Below are 20,350 nucleotides of genomic sequence, written 5' to 3'. Positions count from 1 at the left end.
CATCAGACCATAAGATTTCAAAGACTCATTCACAGCACGTTGCTGAGCGACTAACTTCACATGCCTGCTAGGGCTCGACTTCAATGTCCGAATCAGCATCCACAGGCGGCGACTCTGATGTGGCTGTCAACTTTTGCAGGACTGGCATGACAACACTGCGATACACACCTTTCATCATCGGATACTTTTCCATCATCTGAAAAGCGTCGTAGAGCGATTCCCCCTCCGATGCGAGCAGCGGCACTGCGCTTCGATGCCCCGCTTGGTCAACCAATTCTGCGGTGTACTCCCAGCCTCCGCCTTCTGCCTTTCGGCGAGTCACATTTGCAATCTGTGCCGTGGAGATATCTAAAGCACCTTCGACAGCTTTGTCGACTTGATCGTACTGCTTTGTATCGACACCAAATGATTCAGCAACGACCATCGCAGTTTGCTTGATGGATTCGTTGCTTGCGATCGACTGAAGCCGCCGAGCATTCTTTTCCAGTTCGCTAAGCTTTTTCTCAGCAGGCAGTCGCTGGGCAAGCTCAAGTTGCTGATCAAGAGACTTCTTTATTTCGTCGTGGCTAGCTTCGGCAGCAGGGAGCGGCTTTATTTGCGGCGCTGGCGCTGCAGCCCCTGCATCCGCGGTTTGACGATTGAAGTCGCCGCTTGCCACAGTGTCCGAATCTTGCGGTGCTGAATACTTCGGAACCACCCAAAACAACAATACTGTCAGCAAGATCGCATGCACGAACACGGAAATCCCGATCGCGGTTTGCCGTCGTGTTAAAGCCATCGCAGAAGTCTCTTATGGTGCGAGCCGTTCGACGCTCCACGCTGACGCTTCGGATCGATAGCGAAGTCGGTCATGAAGCCTGCTTTCGCGTCCTTGCCAAAACTCGATCGTGGTTGGGCGAACACAGTAGCCACCCCAGTCTTCCGGGCAAGGAATCTCATCCTTTTCGCCGTACTGTTGCTTCAATTCAGCGAGGCGTTTTTCCAAGACCTCTCGCGATTCAACGACACTCGATTGGCTGCTGACGATCGCGCCGAACTGGCTGTCACGCGGCCGCTTGTGAAAGTACTCGACCGACTTTTCACGTGGCGATTTTTCGATGGTACCGGTGACGCGTACCTGACGCTGGATATGTTGCCAAAGGAAGCACAAAGACACCTGTGGGTTGGCGTCCATCTGTGCGGCTTTGTCAGACGAGTAGTTCGTGTAGAACCAAAACTTGCCTTCGTCCAATCCTTTCAACAGCACCACCCGGCTTGTGACCAAACCCTTCGCGTCGCTGGTCGACAGCGTCATCGCGTTGGCTTCGACCCATTCGGGAAAATCGCCTTGCAGCGCCTCGCTGAGCCATTTTTTAAACTGAACCATTGGGTCGGGATCAATGTCTTTCTCCAACAGAGTCGCGAGCGTGTAGCTCTTTCGCATCTCGTACAAACTCATCGTTTCCTCGCTTGCTTTTCCGATTCTGTTCCGTAGTGACCTGCCATGAGTTCGACCGCAGCTAGTTTCCAAGTTGTGTCGCATCGAGCGAAAACGCGACCAAGATTTTCTAAGTTCCCGTCGTTGCCTCTCGCAACAAGCGTGCTTTGGCACATCGCTTGCATCTATTGCACTCTGGATTTAGGCATCCTGCAAGTTGTGTCATTTTGGCATCGTCTCCATCACCGTTTTAGGTTTCACCATGAAGGATTCCAACTCGCTACAACCGTCCGAACCGCTGGTAGGAAAGTTATTGGTCGCGTCAACAACGGTGCAGGATCCGATGCTCAGCCGGTCAGTCTCGTTGGTTGTACACCAGGATGCCGAAAACGTCTTCGCGGTATTGCTCAATCGCCCCATGGCGGCCCCGCCTGCACTTTCAAAAATGCTGCAGCAAGTCGGAAACAAAGCGACCAAACCGGGTTCACGGATCGCCGAATCCGGCACCGCCGCGAACTCTCAGAATTTTGAATATCCGCAACCTGAATTGGGCGAAAATCTTGATGACGATGATCGCCAAGACCTTGCCGCGGCAGAAATGGCCAGCCAAATGGCCCACGAGGTCAGTAAAACGCTTGGCACCATCCATTTCGGAGGCCCCCTGTCGGGCCCCGTCGTCGCCGTCCACGGATCGAGCCAGCTCGCCGAAGCCGAAACCGGCGAAGGTGTCTATGTCGCAGCGGACCGCACGCTTCTAGAGACGCTCGTCAAACAAAAGCCAGCTCCTTATCGCCTGATCGTCGGGCACCTTGGCTGGACCGCACAGCAGCTCGATGCAGAGCGTCACGCAGGTTTTTGGCACGTGCTGGATGCCAGAGAACAAGACGTGTTCACGCAGGACGAGGCACTCTGGCCAACAGTGATTCGCCGCGCGACGACACATTCGATGACGCGATGGCTTGGGATTAACCAACTACCTGCAAACGTCGAGGCGAATTAGCCCGCCTTTGTGGAGGTCATCGCGAAACGACAAATGTTATGACTTCCGCTCGCCGACTTTCTTGCTAAGTTTTGGAGACGATATTCCAGCCCCAGATGTGGATCAGCGACGTTGCCCCGAGACAGTTCAGCCCCCCGCGAAGACGAACCGGCGAAGAAATTTCGTATCACCCGCAAAAGGCTGGGAACGATTCGTTTCATCGATGACAAGGGTGAATTCGGCTTTATCGATGCCGAAGACTTCCGCGACGACGTTTTCTTTCACCATTCCGTCTGGGAACCGGGCGAAGACTTCAAACAGCCCAGCCCGCCGCCGCGGCAAGATCGACGTCCACAGCGACGTGATGGCCGGCCTTCACATCGCGACCGCCACGTGGCCCCGCTTCGCAGAACGCTCAGCAAAGAACTGATCGGACGCCACGTGGAATTCGAAGTCGACGATGAGCTGATGGAAACGGATAAGAAGCTTCGCGCCACCGTGGTCATGCCCACCAAACGGCCGATGGGCCGACGCATGACCGGACGTGACGCGACATTCAATATCGTGACACACCACCCGAAAGCACGACGCAAGCGACCGGACTGGCGAAAATAGCCCCGCGGCTTCACTTGCCGGAAGTCACGGCGCTCCCAAAAGAATCAGCCTTGAGCATTCGATTGCCAGGGCATGCTGCTGGAAATTAAATTTCCCGAACCTTGGCGATAATCGGTCCGAAGCTCGGCCAATCGAACTCGGCATCGTTCACTCTTAATCAGCACAACCGCTCTATCTTGTTGATCCGGTGAAGTCTTGCACAGGTTGTTCGGCGGTTGGCACCAACCTCCCGGACAACCTGTACCGGTTATTCGGGCACACTTGCGGCTTGCAAAGTGAGCTCATCCATTCTGCCGATGGACCATTCAGCGAATTGATGTCTTGCATCATGGTTCCGCCGTTTCTATTCCAATCCGCGGAACCATTCCCCCAGTCATTTCCCCGTCGGCGGAAGGAACTGCCCTAATCATGCGACGCACTAACCTTTTTGGACGTTTGATGATCGCCGCAGTGGTGATGTCAATCACCGCTTCAACCGTCGACGCCGGATGGAACGAATTCTGGGCGAAGGTCGGTGTCGGCCAACAACGCAATAACGCGTGGCCTGACCCGTTCAACGAAATGGACGCGATGAGCGTCATCATGCCTTTCGAAGCACAGAAACAAAACGGCTGGGCACTGCACAATACACTCGCGGGGCATCAATTCCGAACCGGTGATGGTGCTTTGAAAACATCCGGTCAGGAAGCACTCGCGTGGATCGCGTTCCAAGCGCCGCCGTCGCGACGATTCGTCAATATCGAACGGGCAATGACCGATGCCGAGACGCAAGCCCGTGTTGATGCGGTTCGCCAAATGCTCGATCAATACCAGCTGCAAGGACCACCTCCGGTTATCGCCATCACCAACAAAAAGCCACCGACGGCTCCCGGCGACTGGGCGACCAAAGTCAATCGTGCTTGGTTGGAGCAAATGGCTGCTCCAAAGCTGCCAAGCTCCAGTGCCGCTGGCACGGCCTCGGCAACTCGCAACTAACCTTGCGACGGCTGCCTAGGACTTCGGCTTGCTTCGCAGAAGTGAGATGCTTGAAGTTCAAAGACGCAGCTGACAAGCAATCAAATTGACAGCAAATTCAAAAGGCGATCTTCCAAGGGAAGGTCGCCTTTTTTCGTAAAATTCGGTGCCACCGGACTAACCGGACCTGAAGTCAAGACCAATTAATGCCGATCCTTAGAACCGATACAAATTACCGGCATCGGCTTATCGTGAAGATGCCGGCTTGCTGCGATTTAAGACCCAGAAAATGACTTTTCAGTCATGGGAGATTGATACTCGTGTCCGGCCGAACCAAACGACGAAATCGACTTGCATCGGCACTGACCCTAACGATGGCCATTGGCTGCACCGGGATCAGTGGTTGCACCAGCGGCAGTGTTGGACGAGTCGCCTCACTGAATCCGTTTTCCAAGTCCACCAGCACCGCTTCGGAAGAGTCGAGCTGGACCAGCGCCCCGAAGAACGTTGCGACGTCGATCGCAGGTGGTGCCAAGTCTGCGGCAACCAAGTCAAAAGACACTGTCGCAGGCTGGTTCGGCAAGTCGGCCCCAAGCAGCCCTGATGTCGAAAATGGCGATGCAACCGACCCAACAAGCTTGGCACACAAAGCCGAAGTGACCTCGGAAGTCTTCGTTGCCAATGGTCGCCTTTGGGAATCGGCCAACAACTACGAAAAGGCAATGGAAAGCTATGCCAAAGCCTTGCAAAAGAACCCCAACGATTCAGCCGCACTGGCACACATCGCTCGGCTGCATTTCCGCCAAAACAACTACCAAAAGGCAGCGGAGTATTTTGGCAAAGCGATCAAGCATAACCCCAACGACGCCGGCCTTTACAATGACCTTGGCCTAACCCTCAGCAAGCTGGGTAATCATGGCGCTGCGGCATCGACCATCGAACAGGCCCTGAAGCTGTCTCCCGGATCGTCTCGCTACGCCAACAATTTGGCCAGTGTGAAATTCGAATCAGGTGATTCCGAAGGCGCGTTTAACGTCTTGGCAGCGAACAACTCGCCTGCAGTTGCCCACTTCAACATGGCTTACCTGCACCACAAACGCGGTCAAGCTACCGAAGCGACTCGCCACCTGAATCAGTCGCTCACCTATTCGCCGCAAGCCGAAACCGATCCGGCGACCAAGCGTGCGGTTGAGCGTTCCAAACAGTTGCTTGCCCAAATCGGGAATATGCCAGGCTCGGTTCAACCGGCAGGAGCTGGCGCAGACGCGGCTATCGCGTCGCTGACCGATCAGACCGGCCCTGCTGTTCAAGCGGTTTCAACAGGCGGACAAGCCACCAACGTTGGTGCCGCATCCTATCGCGTCCCAGCCACCCAACCAGCGACCGCTCCGGCTACACAGCCAACGGCAGCTCCGGCAGCAACCGCCGCACCCGCTCAAGCTCCCGCGCAGCCGACCAGTGCTGCTTCTCAGCCGGCAAGCAATCCGGCTGCAGGTCCAGCGAACACATTTGCGTTGCCTTCAAACTTTCAGTTACCAAACTAACTGGGACAACATACGTGGCGATGAGACAGCCGAAACTTCACCGCGTTTGACTGTAGGGCAATCATCAAAAGATTAAAGGCGAGCAAGGCATCACTGCTTTGCTCGCCTTTGTTTATTTTAACAACGCGATGAAGGCAACACGCTACTCCTGAATCGGCAACCGGAAGGTCAGCTCTTTGCCGCCGCGACGGACTTTGACATCGACTTTGTCGCCAGCGCGTTTTTCCTTGACAACGTAGGTCAGCATGTCCTGCTCACGGTCAAACTGACGTCCGTCATAGGAAAGCAAGATGTCGCCTTTTCGGATCCCGACATCTTTAGCCGCGCGATGCTTTCCATACTGGCCGACATTCTTGACCAACAAGCCGTCCCCCTGAGGATCGCCGATCACCATTCCGCCGCCGCCGATTCGCCGCAGGCCCCAAGTCGAAACACGCCATGACAAGTCGCCTGCCTTACGCCATCCTGCTGGCAAATCCAACGTCAGGCTCTCTTGATTTCCGTTTCGATTGATTTGCATCGCCACGGACGCTCCGTCAGGGTTGACGTTGTGCAGAACCCATTGCAAATCCGCGATCGACAACAGCACCTGTCCATCCAAACGCTGGATCTGATCACCTTCACGTAACCCGCTTTGATAAGCGATCGAATCGGGATCAACCGACTTTACCGTTGCCATCTCGTTCGGATCCATCACCATCCCCAACGACTTGGGATGGGGATATGGCCACAAGACTTTATCCGGAATCGCTTTACCGGAACTCCAGTAGTACTCACGCTGCGCATCACCGATCTGGTGACAGTGGATGCAACTTTTGACAACATCGCCTTTGTAGTCAAGCGAATCGGTATAGCGATCTTTGAGCGACGGATACTGCTCCGGCGACGCAACCTCCAGCGGTTCGCCGCGTTTACCGTCCAAGGCCGATTGATACCGGTCCAAGTTTTTGTGCAAGTAAAGCGCCCCCTGCAAGGCTTTGGCAAGGCCTTTCAAAGAGACGTCGCCGTACCATTCGGTGCGGTGAGATCGAGTACCAAAACGTCCATAGATCGTTTTGTCCGCATTTAAAAAGAAGACAGCCCATGACTGGTCAGTGTCATACTGGAACGTATTGAGGTCCAATCCATTTGTTCCGACTTGGCGAACACAAACAAACTGTTCCAGCAAGGGTCGGATGACGGGATCGTTGTCCACAAGCTCATCGTCCAGTTTGACGCATTCTTCGCAAGGCAAACAACGCAGCACCACAACGATCGGCTTGCCGGTTTCCTTTGCTTTTTCGATCGCACCGGGAATTTCGTTATACATCCAAAACCCTTCGGCTTCGACGCGGCGTTTATCGCCACGCACCGCCTCCTCACGATCTTTTGCCAAACAGTCTGCATTACCAATCGCAAGCACGAAGGACACCATGACCGCCAAAGCCAAGACCTTTTTCATCGCATCGCCTTTTGGGAATTAGATTGAACTGCACAACTTGGCTGGACAGAAACCTTGCTTATTCGAGGGACGAAAAGCGAAACAACCTAAGAACTGTCCAAGCACCAACGAAAAACCTTTTCACCGATTAGCGCACCCGCATAGCGGATCACATCAAGCCCGTAGGAACGGCAGTTTATCAGCTTTCCAAGCACTAAAGCCGACTTCACTGACTTTAGCCACAAAAGAGTTTTTCAGACGGTTTGTCTAACAGCCAAGCCAAATCCTTTGCATCTGACCAACCAACAGGTTATCAATAGAGCTTGCCACCCGAGAGACGACTTCAAGTCGACGTTCTGAACTGACAGGAAAATCGCGAATGCAACTATCTGAAGACGAATTCCGCAGCGAACTGAGTCACTTCCGCGATGAATTTGCGAAACTGCGCAATGAAGTTGCCAAGCGAATCGTTGGCCAAGAGCCGATCGTTGACGGTGTCCTCATCTCGATGATCGCGGGCGGACACGTCTTGCTCGAAGGCGTCCCTGGACTTGGGAAAACACTGTTGGTCCGGACACTAAGCGAAGTCCTCGAGGCGCCATTTAGCCGAATCCAGTTCACCCCAGACTTGATGCCGGCTGACCTGATCGGGACTAACATTTTGGTCGAAGGCAACGACGGCCAAAAGGAATTTCAGTTCCAGCGTGGGCCTCTATTTGCCAACGTCGTCTTGGCTGACGAGATCAACCGTGCGACCCCCAAAACTCAGTCTGCGCTCCTCGAAGCGATGCAGGAACATAGCGTGACCGTCGCCGGCACATCGCATCAACTTGACGGACTATTCTTTGTTTTGGCGACCCAGAACCCGCTTGAGATGGAAGGCACTTATCCATTGCCCGAAGCTCAACTGGACCGTTTTCTGATGAAACTGATGGTTCCGTTTCCGACCACCGAGGAAATGGAAACCATCATGGATCGCACCACCGCCGGCGAGATCGCTCCACCCGACAAAGTCGTCTCGGCTGAACGCGTTGTCCGCATGGGCCAGCTGTCACGCTTGATCCCGATCGCCGACGACGTCCGGCGGTACGCTATCTTGCTCATCATGGGCACTCACCCCGAACATGAAACCGCAACCCCGATGGTTCGACAGTTTGTCCGCTATGGAAGCAGCCCCCGCGGCGCCCAAGCGTTAATCCTGTGTGCCAAGATCAAAGCGGTTCTCGATGGCCGATTCCATGTCTGCCGTGATGATCTACGAAGCGTTGTTCACTCGGTCCTTCGCCACCGCGTCATGCTGAATTTCGAAGGCCAAGCCGAAGGCATTCGCGTCGACTCAATCTTAGACGACCTGCTCGAAAAGGTCGGTCAAGAAGTCGCGGTTTAGTGATTGCCCATCTGCCTCGATTGAAGTGAACTGATGGCAAACGAAACCTCGGCGCCAATCTTTGACTCTGAATTTCTAAAGCAATTGGAATACCTTTCTTTGCTCAGCAAACGAATGTTCCAAGGACAGTTGCTTGCCCAACGTCGCACCATGCAAACCGGTGGCGGAATCGAATTTTCCGACCACCGTGAATACATCCACGGTGACGACCTGAGGTACTTAGATTGGAACGTGTACGCACGCCATGGAGACCTCTTACTGAAGCGTTTCCAGGAAGAGGAAGACTTGCATGTCTATATCTTGCTGGACGTTTCACAAAGCATGTCGGTCGAGGACCCAAGCTTGGTCGACAAAAAGCAAACCGCAAAGTTCACATTGGCGCGACAGATCGCCGCGGCGCTCTGCTACATCGCGCTTGCTGACTTGGACCGCGTGTCAATTTTCGCCTACGCCGAAGGTTCGAAGGTCTCGATGCCTTTGGTTCGCGGCAAGGACCAAATCCTAAGTGTGCTGCGTTTCTTGGAAGGCTTGAAATGCCATGCCGAACCGACGGACCTGAAACGTGCCGTGGGTGAATTCGTGTCCCGAGCACCGCGTACAGGCTTGGCCATTGTGATCAGTGATCTGTTCGACCAAGCAGGCTTCCGCGATGGCGTTGACCGACTTCGCTATGCACAGTTTGAACCACACGTCATCCAAATTCATACGCAATCAGAAGCCGCACCCGATTTACTTGGTGACGTCCAATTGGTTGATTGCGAAACAGGCGTTGAGAAAAAGGTGACGGTCACAGAGCGGAAACTGAAGCAATACAAAAAGCTGTTCGAAACCTTTGTTGCTGATATCGAACGCTACTGTCGTACCCATGGTTTGGCGCATACCCGAACGACAACGGACGTGCCTTTCGATGCGGTGCTTCTAAAAATGATGCGTGCCGCGGCGGTGGGGTAAACCATGTCATTCGCTTCACCCGACAAACTGATTTGGCTTTTGGTCGCCTTGCCGATCATTGTCTTTTACATTCTGAAAACACGTCTCCGTCGACGGACCGTGTCGACGTTGCTGTTTTGGGAACAAATATTCGAACAGAAGCGTCAACGTTCGCTCTGGCAAAATTTGCGACACTGGGTTTCGTTGCTGTTGCAGTTGGCGTTCGTCGCATTCCTCGGTTTTGCCCTCGCCGATCCTCTCTGGAATTCACAAGAGGACCGCGGCCAGGATTTGATCTTGGTCGTCGACAACTCGGCCAGCATGGGCGCTGTCGATCCGGAAACGGGAACCACAAGACTGGATGCAGCGATCTCTCAAGCGTCTGACATGGCTTCGACGCTCCGCAATGGTGACAACATTGCGTTAATCACCGCTGGCACCAGCGTTCGTGTTGTCGTCGGGATGTCCGATTTTGCACCTACCGTTGTCGAAGCGATCGACAAGATCCGTTTGACCGATGGGCCAACCCAAGTCAAGCAAGCTGTTGCTGCCGCTCGTCGCCTTGCCAGTGACCCTGAACGCAGAAGAATTGTCATTTTCACTGACGGCGGAATCACGAACCGAGATCTGTTCGCCGAGAAGACTTCGTCGCAAGACGTTGGCTCGGAAGACACACCAGCCGGCGGTAGTAGCCAGCCAAGTGAAAACGAAAGCAGCGAACGTTTGCTTGCCGAAGACGTGCGTGTTATCGCCGTTGGAAAATCTCTCGACAACGTAGCGATCACCACATTCCAAGTCCGCCGATCGACCGTGGACCCGATCGGCTATTCGCTGCTGGTCGTGGTCGAAAATTTCTCCGAAAATCCCGCCGATGCCCGACTGACACTGAAGCTGAACGACGACTTGGTGGATGTCATTCCGATGAGTATTGAACCGGGTGAAAGCTTTCGCAAACAGATCGACGCGACATCACAAGCCGGTGGCGTTCTGACCGGCCAGCTGAAAGACGAAGACGCCTTGATGGTCGATAATACGGCGCGTGCGATTCTGCCAGATCGGCCCGAGATCCCTGTTCGCTTGGTCGTCGGATCGGAAAGCGAATCCTTCTATCTGAACCGAATCCTTGAATCGATCCCTCTTGTACGGATTGTGACTGAGGAGGAAGCCGATCAACCCAAGCTACATATCTTTGCAGCAACGGTGCCAGAAACAATTCCGGACGGCCCAGTCCTGTTCGTTGACATTCCGCAAGACGGCCCAAAGCTTGGCGATGCTTCCGAACCGGCGTGGCAGATTGGCGAAGCGATGGAAAACCCAATCATCGCGAAACAAGAAAAGAGTTCACCCTTACTGCGTCACGTGCAGCTCCAAAACGTGATCCTTGCCGGCGGTCGTGATATCGAAGTCAACGAGAACCTTGGCACCCCGACCACACTATTGGAAACCGCGACCGGCGCAAAAGTCTGCGTTTCAGTAGAACGCGAGTCGGGACGAATCCTGTTGCTCGCATCGGATCTGGACACCAGTGATCTGCCGCTGCGAATCGCATTCCCTGTCCTGATGACCAACGCGATGAACTGGTTCTTCAGGGAAACGGGCGAGATCCGTCCCGCGCTGACGACCGGTATCGCAGCAGACGTCCCCTGGGATATCGGCAACGTCGATGAGACCGTGATGGCGACGATGATTTCACCTAGTGGTGATTCGACGCCAATCACTGTGAAAGATGGCTTTGCAAAACTAGGTGCTTTGGAGCATGTCGGCGTGTATCGCCTTTCGAGCGCAACATCGCCACCGGGAACCGAAGCGGATGACTCGTTGCCGGAGGGCCCAGAGCCAAAGAGCCCGGAACCGGACAGTTCAGTGAACGAGAACGAGTCTGCAAGTGAATCACCTGCGGGTGAACGTGTGGCGGTGAATTTGACCGATCCGAATGAAAGCGACCTCGCTGTACCTGAATTCTCAGATGAATCGGCAGCACCGCTTCCCCCGGCAAGCCGTTCACCTTGGTTCTATTTGGTCCTGGCCGCGTGTGGCTTGGTCATCGCCGAATGGGCGTTGTTTCAAAGACGCGTTGTCGCCTAGCGGAGGGATCGATAGCAGTGAAGTGGTCAGAACTAAGCTGGTTGTACTTGTTGATCCCAGGCCTTCCCTGGTTGATTTGGTACCACTTTCGATCGCTAAGTGATTTCCCCGCTTGGCAAAAACGCGTGTCGTTGGTGCTGCGTGTCGCGGTGGTGATCCTACTGGCCGCCGCCCTTGCCGGACCGGTGTTGATGCGTGCGACCAATCAGCAAATGCTGATTTTCGCGATTGACCGTAGCGAAAGCATCGATTCGGCGGCTAAAGAGAAAGCGGACACCTTTATCAACCAAGCGATCAAGGCATCCGAAGGCAAAGATGTCGAACTAAGATTTCTTGAATTTGCCAAACGACCTTCGACACTAAAACAGCAATGGGAGGTCCTTCCAGAATCGGATGATGAAACAACATCATCCGATAAAGACACGACCGATGCGAAGACGGCAAATTCCGAATCGCCGGAATCAGTAGAGACGCAACAGACCGATCCCGAACAAGAACAACGACGGGGAACTGACCTGGACGCTGCGGTCCGAACTGCGATCGCCTCCATGCCACCATCGCGTGTTCGCCGAGTTGTACTGCTATCCGACGGCAATGCCACCGATGGCGAAGACCCAATCGCGACCGCAGCCGATGGCGGCGTCCCGATCTGGACCGTCCCGCTGCCCAGCCGCAGTGAAGCGGAGGTCCAACTGACGCGAGTCGAAGCACCGACCCAAGTCCGACAAGGTCAGCCTTTTTATGTTGAAGTCGTCGTCAGTAGCAACCGTGACGGTGAAGGCTATATCGATCTTTATCGTGGTGATATCCAAATCGGTGAAGACGAACCGAAGCCAGTCAAAATCCAAAAAGGTGAAAACCGTTTTCGGTTTCGACAAACGGTCCTCGGGAAACGCCAAGAAACCTTCGCCGCAAGGCTACGCGGATTCGAAGACACATTGCTGGACAACAATGAATCGTCATCGGTTGTCTATGCCGAAGGACGTCCCCGTGTACTGCTGATCGATCCTGATGTCGACCAAACGGATTCGTTGCGATGGGCACTCGATGAACAATCCATCGATGTCGAAGTTAGACCACCACAGGGTGTACCGACGGATTTAACAGAAATCCAAGGCTACGAGTGCGTGGTCTTGTCCAACGTCCCTGCGACGGCGATGACGATGCGGCAAATGGATCTGATTCGCATCTACGTCAAAGAACTTGGTGGCGGGTTGGTGATGCTCGGTGGCGATCAATCGTTCGGTCTTGGCGGTTACTACCGAACCCAGATCGAGGAGATCTTGCCGGTCCGCAGCAACTTTGAAAAAGAACGCGAGAAACCGTCGTTGGCGATGATGCTGGTGATCGACAAAAGCGGATCGATGGGTGGCGAAAAAATCGAACTTGCCAAAGACGCCGCGCGCGGTGCGGTGGAACTGCTCGGCCCACGTGATGCCATCGGCGTGATTGCGTTTGACGGATCGGCCTACACCGTATCGGAACTACGATCGACATCAGACAAAGGCCAAATTATCGACGCGATCAGTACGATCGAGGCCAGTGGTGGTACGAACATGTATCCCGGCATGGTCGACGCACTGGATGCACTACGTGGCGCGACAGCCAAACTGAAACACGTCATCCTGATGACCGACGGAGTTTCCTCGGCGGGTGATTTCCAAGGCGCCGCCTCCGAAATGGCAGCCAACCGCATCACCCTTTCGACAGTCGCGCTCGGGCAAGGCGCCAGCGAAGCATTGCTAGAAGAACTTTCGCAGATTGGCGGAGGACGGTACTACTTCTGTGATTCGGCAGACGCGGTGCCGCAGGTATTCGCCAAAGAAACTGTCGAGGCGAGCAAGTCTGCGATCAACGAAATGCCGTTCATGGCACAAACCGTCCGTCCAACAAGTGTGCTCGAAGGCATCGACCTAGAACTTTCGCCGTTGCTGCTAGGCTATGTCGTCACGCGACCGAAACCGACTGCCGAGTTTATTCTCGCAAGTGAAGCTGGCGATCCGCTGTTGGCTTGGTGGCGTTACGGGCTGGGAATGTCAGTCGCATTTACTAGCGATGCTAAAAACCGCTGGGCGGGTGAATGGCTGTCATGGCCCGATTTCGGTCCCTTCTGGGCTCAGGTCATTCGACACGCGATGCGCAAACAAGAAAACCGAGGTGTGTTTGTTGAAGTCCGACGTGAGGGCGATCAAACGCATATCTCACTCGACTCCGTTGATGAAAACGGTTCGTTCATCGAAAAAGCAACTTCGGAATTGAACGTGATCGACCCGAGTCTCGGGCGGCAAAAAATCGCGATGCGTCAGACGGCACCCGGACGATTCGAAGCCACGATCCCAACCGATCGACGTGGCGACTATCACATCGACTTAGCTCAAACCCAAAGCAGCGGAAAAACCAGCCGTGTCTCACGTGGCATCTCCGTCGGCTATAGCGACGAGCTACGACTGCTGCCGACCGATACAACAACATTGCAACGGATCGCGGCAGTCAGCGAAGGGCGATTTGATCCTACGCCCGAATCGATCTTTGAAACGAGCGAGCAAACGGCAACGCAACCTTTCCCGCTGTGGCCTTGGCTGCTGATGATTGCGATGTCGGTGTTCGTGATCGATGTGGCCTTACGGCGAATCGAACTGAGTCGATAAGTTGCACACGGATTCGATGAGGCTATTCCAACAAACCTCTGACGTAACCGGCAAAATCACGCATGTCGGTCGGCAAAGGTTGCTGACCGGATGGGCCAATGACCAATGGCCCATCGATCGAATCGGGGTGAACACCGTGGCTTCCGCGAACCAATGTTGCATCCAACGGGATGACGTCCATCTTGTATCGCATCCCGGCTTTCTTTTGTAACAACCGCCCTGCCATTCGCAGCTTGCTGGTCATGAACAATTCGCAGGGATCGTAGCCAGGCTTTCGATGGATATCGACTGTCCTTGCAAAATCAGGTGCTTGGTTGTCATCGAACCAGTAGTAGTACGTAAACCAAGCATCGCTTTTTGCCAGCGCGATCAGTTCACCGCTACGCGGATGATCCAGCTCTAACTCATCGGCATCGTAGACGCTGCAAATGCCTGGAGTCTTTTCAAGCAGTTCGCGCACCTCCGGAATATCATCCGGATTGTCAATGTAAATATGAGCCAACTGGTGATCGGCAACGGCGAAAGCGCGTGACTCACCGGGCATCAAGACCTCGCCGAACGGACCGGTGCGAATCCCTAGCAAGCCGGCCTTTCGCAGGACGCGATTGATGTGGATCGGCTGACTGACCGGCACCAACCCATACTCGGAAACGACAACGACTTGAGCATCGATATCGTCGGCTGCCGAACGCAAAATCCGAACACACTGGTCAACCTCAGCAACTCGCTGCGGGTCATGCTCAGTTTTACGTTGATAGTCGTAGTCGAGGTGTGGCAGATAGACGAGCGTGACCTGTGGCTTGTTTTCACGCATGACCGTCGCGGAAGCGTTCGCGATCCAGCGGCTGCAAGGCAGACCGGCGCCGGGTCCCCAGAAAGTAAAGAACGGAAACGGACCATGTTTCTTTGTCAGATCACATCCGGTGTGATCAAGCACATCAAACACCTTACTTCCGTCGCAGCCGTAGTGCGGTTTGGGGGTGCAACTGTATTTGGCCGTCGAAGACTGATTGAACCACCAAAACATCTTGGCGGTTTCATAGTCATCGTAAAACACCGGGGCTTCGATTAACGATCTGGCTTGCTGCCAGAACCGAATCTCTTGTGTGTCACGATAGTACCAGCCGTTAGCAACAATCCCATGATCGCGTGGTGCCGCCCCCGTCAACATTGTTGCTTGGGACGTGCACGTCACCGCAGGTAACGGGCTGGTCCATGGGGCGAACTGCGAATCACCATCGCTAAGCTTGGCCTCATCGGGACGTCCGGCAAGATCGAACAATGTCTCGCCATGGCGTAGCAGTCGCGGGGTAAGACCGACGACGTTGATGATGCAGATTCTTTTCATGTTCGCGGTGTTTTACACATCGGATACTGACCCGTTAAAAACAGTGCCATGTTCGATGGCACGCATAATTATTTGCGAATCAAACCTTCGTTCCACTCGCTAATGGCGTGGAGTGTTGGAAATTCGAGTCATTGCGCCATCAAACACAGAACCCAGCGGGATCGATCGCGCACTGACACGCGAAAGTCACTATGTTATCTCGACGAGCGATCTCCACGACTCACGTAACTACCCGGGAAATTCGATGAAGTTGTCTCGAATCATGCGCAATGGCATGAAACCTGTTGGCTTGACCCTTCTGTTTATCATACTTGCTCAGCTGGCCGGAACGGCTCAAGCCCAGACAGAACCTGAGACACCTCCCCCTCCCCCACCTGCCGAATCCGCATCTGTCGGACTTGATCAAGCGATCGACAATGCCTTTAAACCGATTGCGGATACCTGGGGATCGATCGTCTTTTTCCAACTGCCCGTCCCGGGTTTAGACATCGTGCCCTTTGTCGTCCTACTGCTGGTATTCGGGGCGGCGTTCTTCACCATCGCGTTTGGCTTCGCAAACGTTCGGTTGCTGCCACTAGCGATTCGAGTCGTACGCGGTCACTACGATGCCTTGGAAAAAACGGGCGAAGATATCCCCAAGCACGTCGATGTTTATGAAGTCGATGGTGATCTGGTCGACACCATTCGGGACGAGGCCGAAGGCGAAGTCTCTCACTTCCAAGCACTCGCAACAGCCGTTTCGGGAACCGTCGGACTTGGCAATATTGCCGGTGTCGCTGTCGCGGTTGCCACCGGCGGTCCCGGCGCAACATTCTGGATGATTGTTTGCGGACTACTGGGAATGTCCAGCAAGTTTGTCGAATGCACGCTGGGCGTTCGCTACCGAGACGTCGACGAAGACGGTACCGTCCATGGCGGCCCAATGTATTACCTCCGCAAAGGCCTTACCGATGCCGGATTCTCGGGTTTCGGAAAAGTCCTCGGAACGGTGTTCGCCGTCTTCTGCGTTGGAGCGTCCTTTGGTGGGGGAAATGCATTCCAGTCCAACCAAGCTGCACAACAAATCAAAACCCTTTTCGGCATGCCTGACACTGGCGCTTCGGGAACCATCATTGGCATTGTCATGGCAGTGATGGTCGGCTTCGTCATCATCGGCGGAATCAAACGTATCGCCAGCCTGACCGAAAAGATCGTCCCGTTGATGGCTGTGATTTACTGCGTTGCCGCGCTCGCGATCATCCTGATGAACATCGGCCATGTTCCTTGGGCGATCAAAGAAATCGTCATGGGAGCCTTCACTCCGGAAGCCGGCATCGGTGGCATCCTTGGCGTGCTTATTCAAGGCTTCCAGCGTGCAGCGTTTTCCAATGAAGCCGGAACAGGATCCGCAGCAATCGCCCACTCAGCGGTCAAAACCAAGTACCCCGCATCAGAGGGTGTGGTCGCGTTGCTTGAACCGTTCATCGACACCGTGGTGATCTGCACCATGACCGCGATCGTGATCGTCCTTTACAACGGCGGCACCCTTTTCCAATGGGGTGATGTCCAGAACAAAGAGGTCCTGATTGAAGGAGTGCGAGTGGGCGGCGTCGATTTGACCTCGCTCGCCTTCGACAGCGTTCTGCCAGGTTTCAAGTACGTCCTGACGATCGCAATCATTCTGTTCGCTTTCTCCACGATGATTTCCTGGTCTTACTACGGAATCCAATCGTGGAAGTACCTGTTCGGTAAAAGCCAAGCCGCGGACATCTCTTACAAGCTGCTGTTTTGCTCCGTGATCGTGATCGGGGCTGCTGTCTCGCTCGGTTCGGTCATCGACTTTTCCGACGCAATGATTTTCGCGATGGTCTTCCCGAACATGCTAGGCCTGTTCTTGCTGTTCCCACGGGTACGCGAGGAACTCAATCGCTACCTGAATGCGTGCCGCGAATCAGACGCAGGCAACTAACCCGCATCACCGGGCTAAACAGAACTCCGAACCTGGCAGCGTTTCTTTTGCGAAGCGGCTGCCAGTTTTTATTTCGCTGGCATACGTCGTTGGAAACTGGAGCGGATTCACTCAAGTAATCGAGTCCCATACCGAGGGCCTTCCGATTGGCTGTTCGCCAGATTCGCGAGATATCGCCTTAACGAGTGAGAGGCTTGGTCAAATCACCGGCCCCTCCAGCTGTGATTCCCAATAACCGTTGCCCGGGCGAGCCGAAGATTGATTCCGACATTGCCGATTCCGTCTGATTGCCAGATTGCATGCTTGCGATCACGCATGCAATTGCGAAAAACGGTCAGCGGCAGGTTGGGCTTGGGATTGAAGTGGGAGGGCGATCGATCCCATGCCGTCAGCCACAAAGGTTCATTCGAACGGGCTGAAAAATTTGCTCAAAAGAGTTTGCTACGACCGGTTATGATTCGGTCGTCCGCAAATGAGCGGAAAGAGTTCATTCGAAGAACCATTGCTGGCGAAAGTGGTCAGGGCCGGGCTCGAACCGGCGACACCGGCCTTTTCAGGGCCGTGCTCTACCAACTGAGCTACCTGACCAGTTGGTTCATTCGAATTTGCGAGGATCGTAGGGTATGATGCCGTGCCTCGTCAATTGGTTCACGGATTGTTTTGTGAGAACCGACCAAAGTATCTGTGCCAACGGGGTTGGGTCATGACGCCCATGCGGTTTGTTTTGAATAGTGATTTTCGCGGATTTCGCGATCTCGGGTCGCTCGAAAGCCCCGATCCGATCAGACTACCGTAAGTTGTGCAGACCTCGAAACATTCAGTTTTGAACCGAAAACTTTTCGCTGCGTTGCCGAGTGGAGGCATTTGATTAAACGATGACGACGATTGTTGGTGAACAACAAGAGGCAACCGAAGCCAGAGAGCGTCTACTCGAAGAACGCCAGGTTGAACGTCAAAGACTGAAAGTCAGCCGGTTTGATTCGGTGACCTCTTTGTTTCTTGCGCTGATCCTGTTTTTAGGCGCGTTCGTATTGATGATGTTCATCGTTTGGTTGCTAAGTGGCGAACCGAAGGTGAAACCGATCGAGCCGATCATCGAAAACCCGCCGGGCCGCGGTGAGAATCCCGAAGGTTTCGAACGTGACTTCGAACCCCCAGGCGCCGAAGAGGTCGAAGACCTGCAAGAGCCAACGCTGGCCGACACGATCGAAGCGGTCACTGACGCGGTCAGTAGCGTCGCCGCATCATTGACGACGTCCGACACAAACGCGACAGCATCCACACAAGGCACCGGAAAGGGCGACAGCCGCCCCCCCGGACCGGAAGGTGAAGGCGACGACATCATCGGCCGCTGGGAACGCTGGGAACTGACATTCAATGCGAAGGGCAAAAAGGACTATGCCCGTCAACTGGATCACTACGAAATTCAACTCGCTGCATTCGGCGGCGGTGGGCCCAATGTGATCGACATGGCGTCCAACCTTTCTGGTTCACCAAAGAAATCGGTCAATCAAAATCCAAAAAGCGAAGAGCGACTGTATTTCTCATGGAAGCTCTCCAACCCGCTGATGCAATTTGACCAACAATTGCTCGGTGCTGCAGGGATTAATTACTCAGGCCGAAACGTGATTCGATTCATTCCCAAGAATCTGGAAAACGAACTCGCCGAGAAGGAAAAAATATTTTGCGAACAGAAGGGGAAAAAGTTTCCGCACGACATCGCAAAAACCGTCTTTGAAAGTAACCCCGAAGGCAACGGATTCGCTTTCAGCATTGTCAGCCAACGCTATCGGGTCGGTCGCTAGTATGACGACCACGCCCAAGCGTCCCCAATACAACACTCCCTACAAATCAATCTTCTCTCGTTTACCTCAGGAATTCGACTTCAATGATCGCTGAGATCTCTCTGTTTAGCCTCATCGCCAACGGGACCTACTTTGCACTCGCCGGCGTCGCACTTTGGGGTTTGTACTGCATCGTCGTCGTCTGGAACCGTGTCGGTCAAAAGCGATTTAAAACCGAAGAAGAACAAGATCAATTTCTTGATGACATCGAACAGTTGTTGACCAAAGGCGACTTCGAAGGGGCATTGGACTATTGCGAAGGCGATACCCGTGCAGTGCCTCAAATGATTGAACTTGCCGTCAACCATCGACAACTTGGCTACAAGCGGGCACGCCGCGCGATGATGGATCGCTTTCAGCGAGACGTGCTTAGCGACTTGGAATACCGGCTCAGCTGGATCAGTACCGTTATCAAAAGCGCGCCTATGATCGGGCTGTTCGGTACGGTTTTCGGAATGATGGGTGCGTTCCAGACTCTCGCTACCGCCACGTCGGTCGAACCCAGCAAGCTAGCCGGTGACATTCAATTGGCTCTGATTACGACAGCAAGTGGACTGGCGATCGCGATCCCGTTGATGCTGTTGGTTGCGAACCTGAATATCAAGATCGCAAAGATGGAAGACTTGGTCGGATCGGGACTGGCAAGGTTCTTCGAAGCATTCAAAACTGGCTTGGCTCGCACCGGAGGTCAGGTGTAAGCGATGGCCACTGATCTAATGGATGACGATGGTGATGACGGCTTCGCAATGCCGCGGAAAAACCGCGACAGCGAAGAAATGGACATCACTCCGATGATCGACATCACATTCTTGCTGCTGATCTTTTTTGTCGTCTGTAGCAAAATGGATCCGACACAGATGGGTGACATTCCCGAAGCCCAAAACGGTGTTGCGATCAGCGCTAAAGACTCTGCTGTCGTTTTCATTGAAGCCGCTGGCAAAGACAAAGTTGTCCTGAAACGGATCGACGGTACCGAATTCAGTGACGATGAAGAGCTTCAAACCGCTGAAATCGTCGAGTACGTCGGCAAGGAACTCAAAAGTACGATGGGGCGTGAAAAAAATCACGTCATGATCATGGGTGATTCGGAGGTCAAAGTCGGCGAAGTCACCCGGGTCCAAAAAATCATCGGCGATGCATTTGAAGACATTACGTCGACCTATATCGCCGTCAAAGAGTTGTGATCCAGCCGCCGGTGTGTCCTGCATATCACCGCAAGCTACGTTAACTG

At 54.1% G+C, this 20,350-nt stretch carries 16 protein-coding genes and 1 tRNA gene; 12 read left to right on the top strand and 5 right to left on the bottom strand.

The genetic code is table 11. The annotated features are described in order from the left end of the window. Window positions 1-67 precede the first annotated feature (67 nt). Together LOC67_RS02250 and pdxH are read right to left on the bottom strand one after the other, a co-directional pair. A complete protein-coding gene (locus tag LOC67_RS02250) occupies window positions 68-778 on the bottom strand; it encodes a hypothetical protein (protein WP_230260883.1) in 711 nt (236 codons plus the stop codon). A gap of 12 nt (window positions 779-790) precedes the next feature. Then, window positions 791-1,438: a pyridoxamine 5'-phosphate oxidase gene (gene pdxH / locus LOC67_RS02245; RefSeq protein WP_230260882.1), complete on the bottom strand. Its 648-nt coding sequence runs from the start codon at window positions 1,436-1,438 to the stop codon at window positions 791-793. Between the two features lie 241 nt (window positions 1,439-1,679). On the opposite strand from pdxH, the gene LOC67_RS02240 reads away from it, so the two are divergent. The 4 genes from LOC67_RS02240 to LOC67_RS02225 all read left to right on the top strand — a co-directional run bounded on the left by LOC67_RS02240 (window position 1,680) and on the right by LOC67_RS02225 (window position 5,509). After that, the gene (locus LOC67_RS02240; RefSeq protein ID WP_230260881.1) at window positions 1,680-2,417 is read left to right on the top strand and encodes a YqgE/AlgH family protein; all 738 of its coding nucleotides are present in this window, start codon (window positions 1,680-1,682) and stop codon (window positions 2,415-2,417) included. Between the two features lie 111 nt (window positions 2,418-2,528). Continuing rightward, the gene (locus LOC67_RS02235) at window positions 2,529-3,011 is read left to right on the top strand and encodes a cold-shock protein (RefSeq protein ID WP_230260880.1); all 483 of its coding nucleotides are present in this window, start codon (window positions 2,529-2,531) and stop codon (window positions 3,009-3,011) included. Between the two features lie 408 nt (window positions 3,012-3,419). Next, window positions 3,420-3,986: a hypothetical protein gene (locus LOC67_RS02230; RefSeq protein WP_230260878.1), complete on the top strand. Its 567-nt coding sequence runs from the start codon at window positions 3,420-3,422 to the stop codon at window positions 3,984-3,986. 299 nt (window positions 3,987-4,285) lie between these two features. Next, the gene (locus LOC67_RS02225; RefSeq protein ID WP_230260876.1) at window positions 4,286-5,509 is read left to right on the top strand and encodes a tetratricopeptide repeat protein; all 1,224 of its coding nucleotides are present in this window, start codon (window positions 4,286-4,288) and stop codon (window positions 5,507-5,509) included. A 142-nt stretch (window positions 5,510-5,651) separates the two neighbouring features. Here LOC67_RS02225 and LOC67_RS02220 read toward each other — a convergent pair whose 3' ends face one another. Next, on the bottom strand, window positions 5,652-6,950 hold the full coding sequence (locus LOC67_RS02220) for a Trx7/PDZ domain-containing (seleno)protein (protein ID WP_230260874.1): 1,299 nt from the start codon (window positions 6,948-6,950) through the stop codon (window positions 5,652-5,654). Between the two features lie 358 nt (window positions 6,951-7,308). Here LOC67_RS02220 and LOC67_RS02215 point away from each other — a divergent pair, with 358 nt between their 5' ends. Genes LOC67_RS02215 through LOC67_RS02200 form a run of 4 tightly spaced genes read left to right on the top strand, consistent with a single transcriptional unit; the run spans window position 7,309 to window position 13,979 of the window. Continuing rightward, a complete protein-coding gene (locus tag LOC67_RS02215; RefSeq protein WP_230260872.1) occupies window positions 7,309-8,316 on the top strand; it encodes an AAA family ATPase in 1,008 nt (335 codons plus the stop codon). A 33-nt stretch (window positions 8,317-8,349) separates the two neighbouring features. Then, on the top strand, window positions 8,350-9,267 hold the full coding sequence (locus LOC67_RS02210; RefSeq protein WP_230260870.1) for a DUF58 domain-containing protein: 918 nt from the start codon (window positions 8,350-8,352) through the stop codon (window positions 9,265-9,267). Window positions 9,268-9,270: 3 nt separating this feature from the next. Further along, window positions 9,271-11,331: a vWA domain-containing protein gene (locus LOC67_RS02205; protein WP_230260868.1), complete on the top strand. Its 2,061-nt coding sequence runs from the start codon at window positions 9,271-9,273 to the stop codon at window positions 11,329-11,331. Window positions 11,332-11,348: 17 nt separating this feature from the next. Further along, window positions 11,349-13,979 (top strand): VWA domain-containing protein, encoded by a 2,631-nt coding sequence (locus tag LOC67_RS02200; RefSeq protein ID WP_230260866.1) that lies wholly within the window; start codon window positions 11,349-11,351, stop codon window positions 13,977-13,979. Between the two features lie 22 nt (window positions 13,980-14,001). On the opposite strand, the gene LOC67_RS02195 is transcribed toward LOC67_RS02200, so the two are convergent. Further along, window positions 14,002-15,327, bottom strand: a complete 1,326-nt coding sequence (locus tag LOC67_RS02195; protein ID WP_230260865.1) for an alkaline phosphatase family protein — start codon at window positions 15,325-15,327, stop codon at window positions 14,002-14,004. A 244-nt stretch (window positions 15,328-15,571) separates the two neighbouring features. Between LOC67_RS02195 and LOC67_RS02190 the strand changes: the two genes are divergently transcribed. Next, window positions 15,572-17,275 carry an alanine/glycine:cation symporter family protein gene (locus LOC67_RS02190; protein ID WP_230260864.1) on the top strand — a complete coding sequence of 568 codons (1,704 nt, stop codon included), beginning with the start codon at window positions 15,572-15,574 and terminating at the stop codon, window positions 17,273-17,275. A gap of 515 nt (window positions 17,276-17,790) precedes the next feature. Here LOC67_RS02190 and LOC67_RS02185 read toward each other — a convergent pair. Beyond that, a tRNA-Phe gene (locus tag LOC67_RS02185) sits at window positions 17,791-17,863 on the bottom strand. 287 nt (window positions 17,864-18,150) lie between these two features. Between LOC67_RS02185 and LOC67_RS02180 the strand changes: the two genes are divergently transcribed. The 3 genes from LOC67_RS02180 to LOC67_RS02170 all read left to right on the top strand — a co-directional run bounded on the left by LOC67_RS02180 (window position 18,151) and on the right by LOC67_RS02170 (window position 20,303). After that, complete coding sequence (locus tag LOC67_RS02180) at window positions 18,151-19,080, top strand: hypothetical protein (RefSeq protein WP_230260863.1); 930 nt, start codon at window positions 18,151-18,153, stop codon at window positions 19,078-19,080. An 83-nt stretch (window positions 19,081-19,163) separates the two neighbouring features. Further along, window positions 19,164-19,817, top strand: a complete 654-nt coding sequence (locus LOC67_RS02175; RefSeq protein ID WP_230260862.1) for a MotA/TolQ/ExbB proton channel family protein — start codon at window positions 19,164-19,166, stop codon at window positions 19,815-19,817. 3 nt (window positions 19,818-19,820) lie between these two features. Further along, window positions 19,821-20,303, top strand: a complete 483-nt coding sequence (locus LOC67_RS02170) for an ExbD/TolR family protein (protein ID WP_230260861.1) — start codon at window positions 19,821-19,823, stop codon at window positions 20,301-20,303. Window positions 20,304-20,350 lie beyond the last annotated feature (47 nt).

This window comes from Stieleria sp. JC731 (assembly GCF_020966635.1).
Classification (GTDB): Bacteria; Planctomycetota; Planctomycetia; order Pirellulales; family Pirellulaceae; genus Stieleria.
Note: the sequence above shows the minus strand (reverse complement) of the source record. Positions and strands in the feature narration are given on the sequence as shown.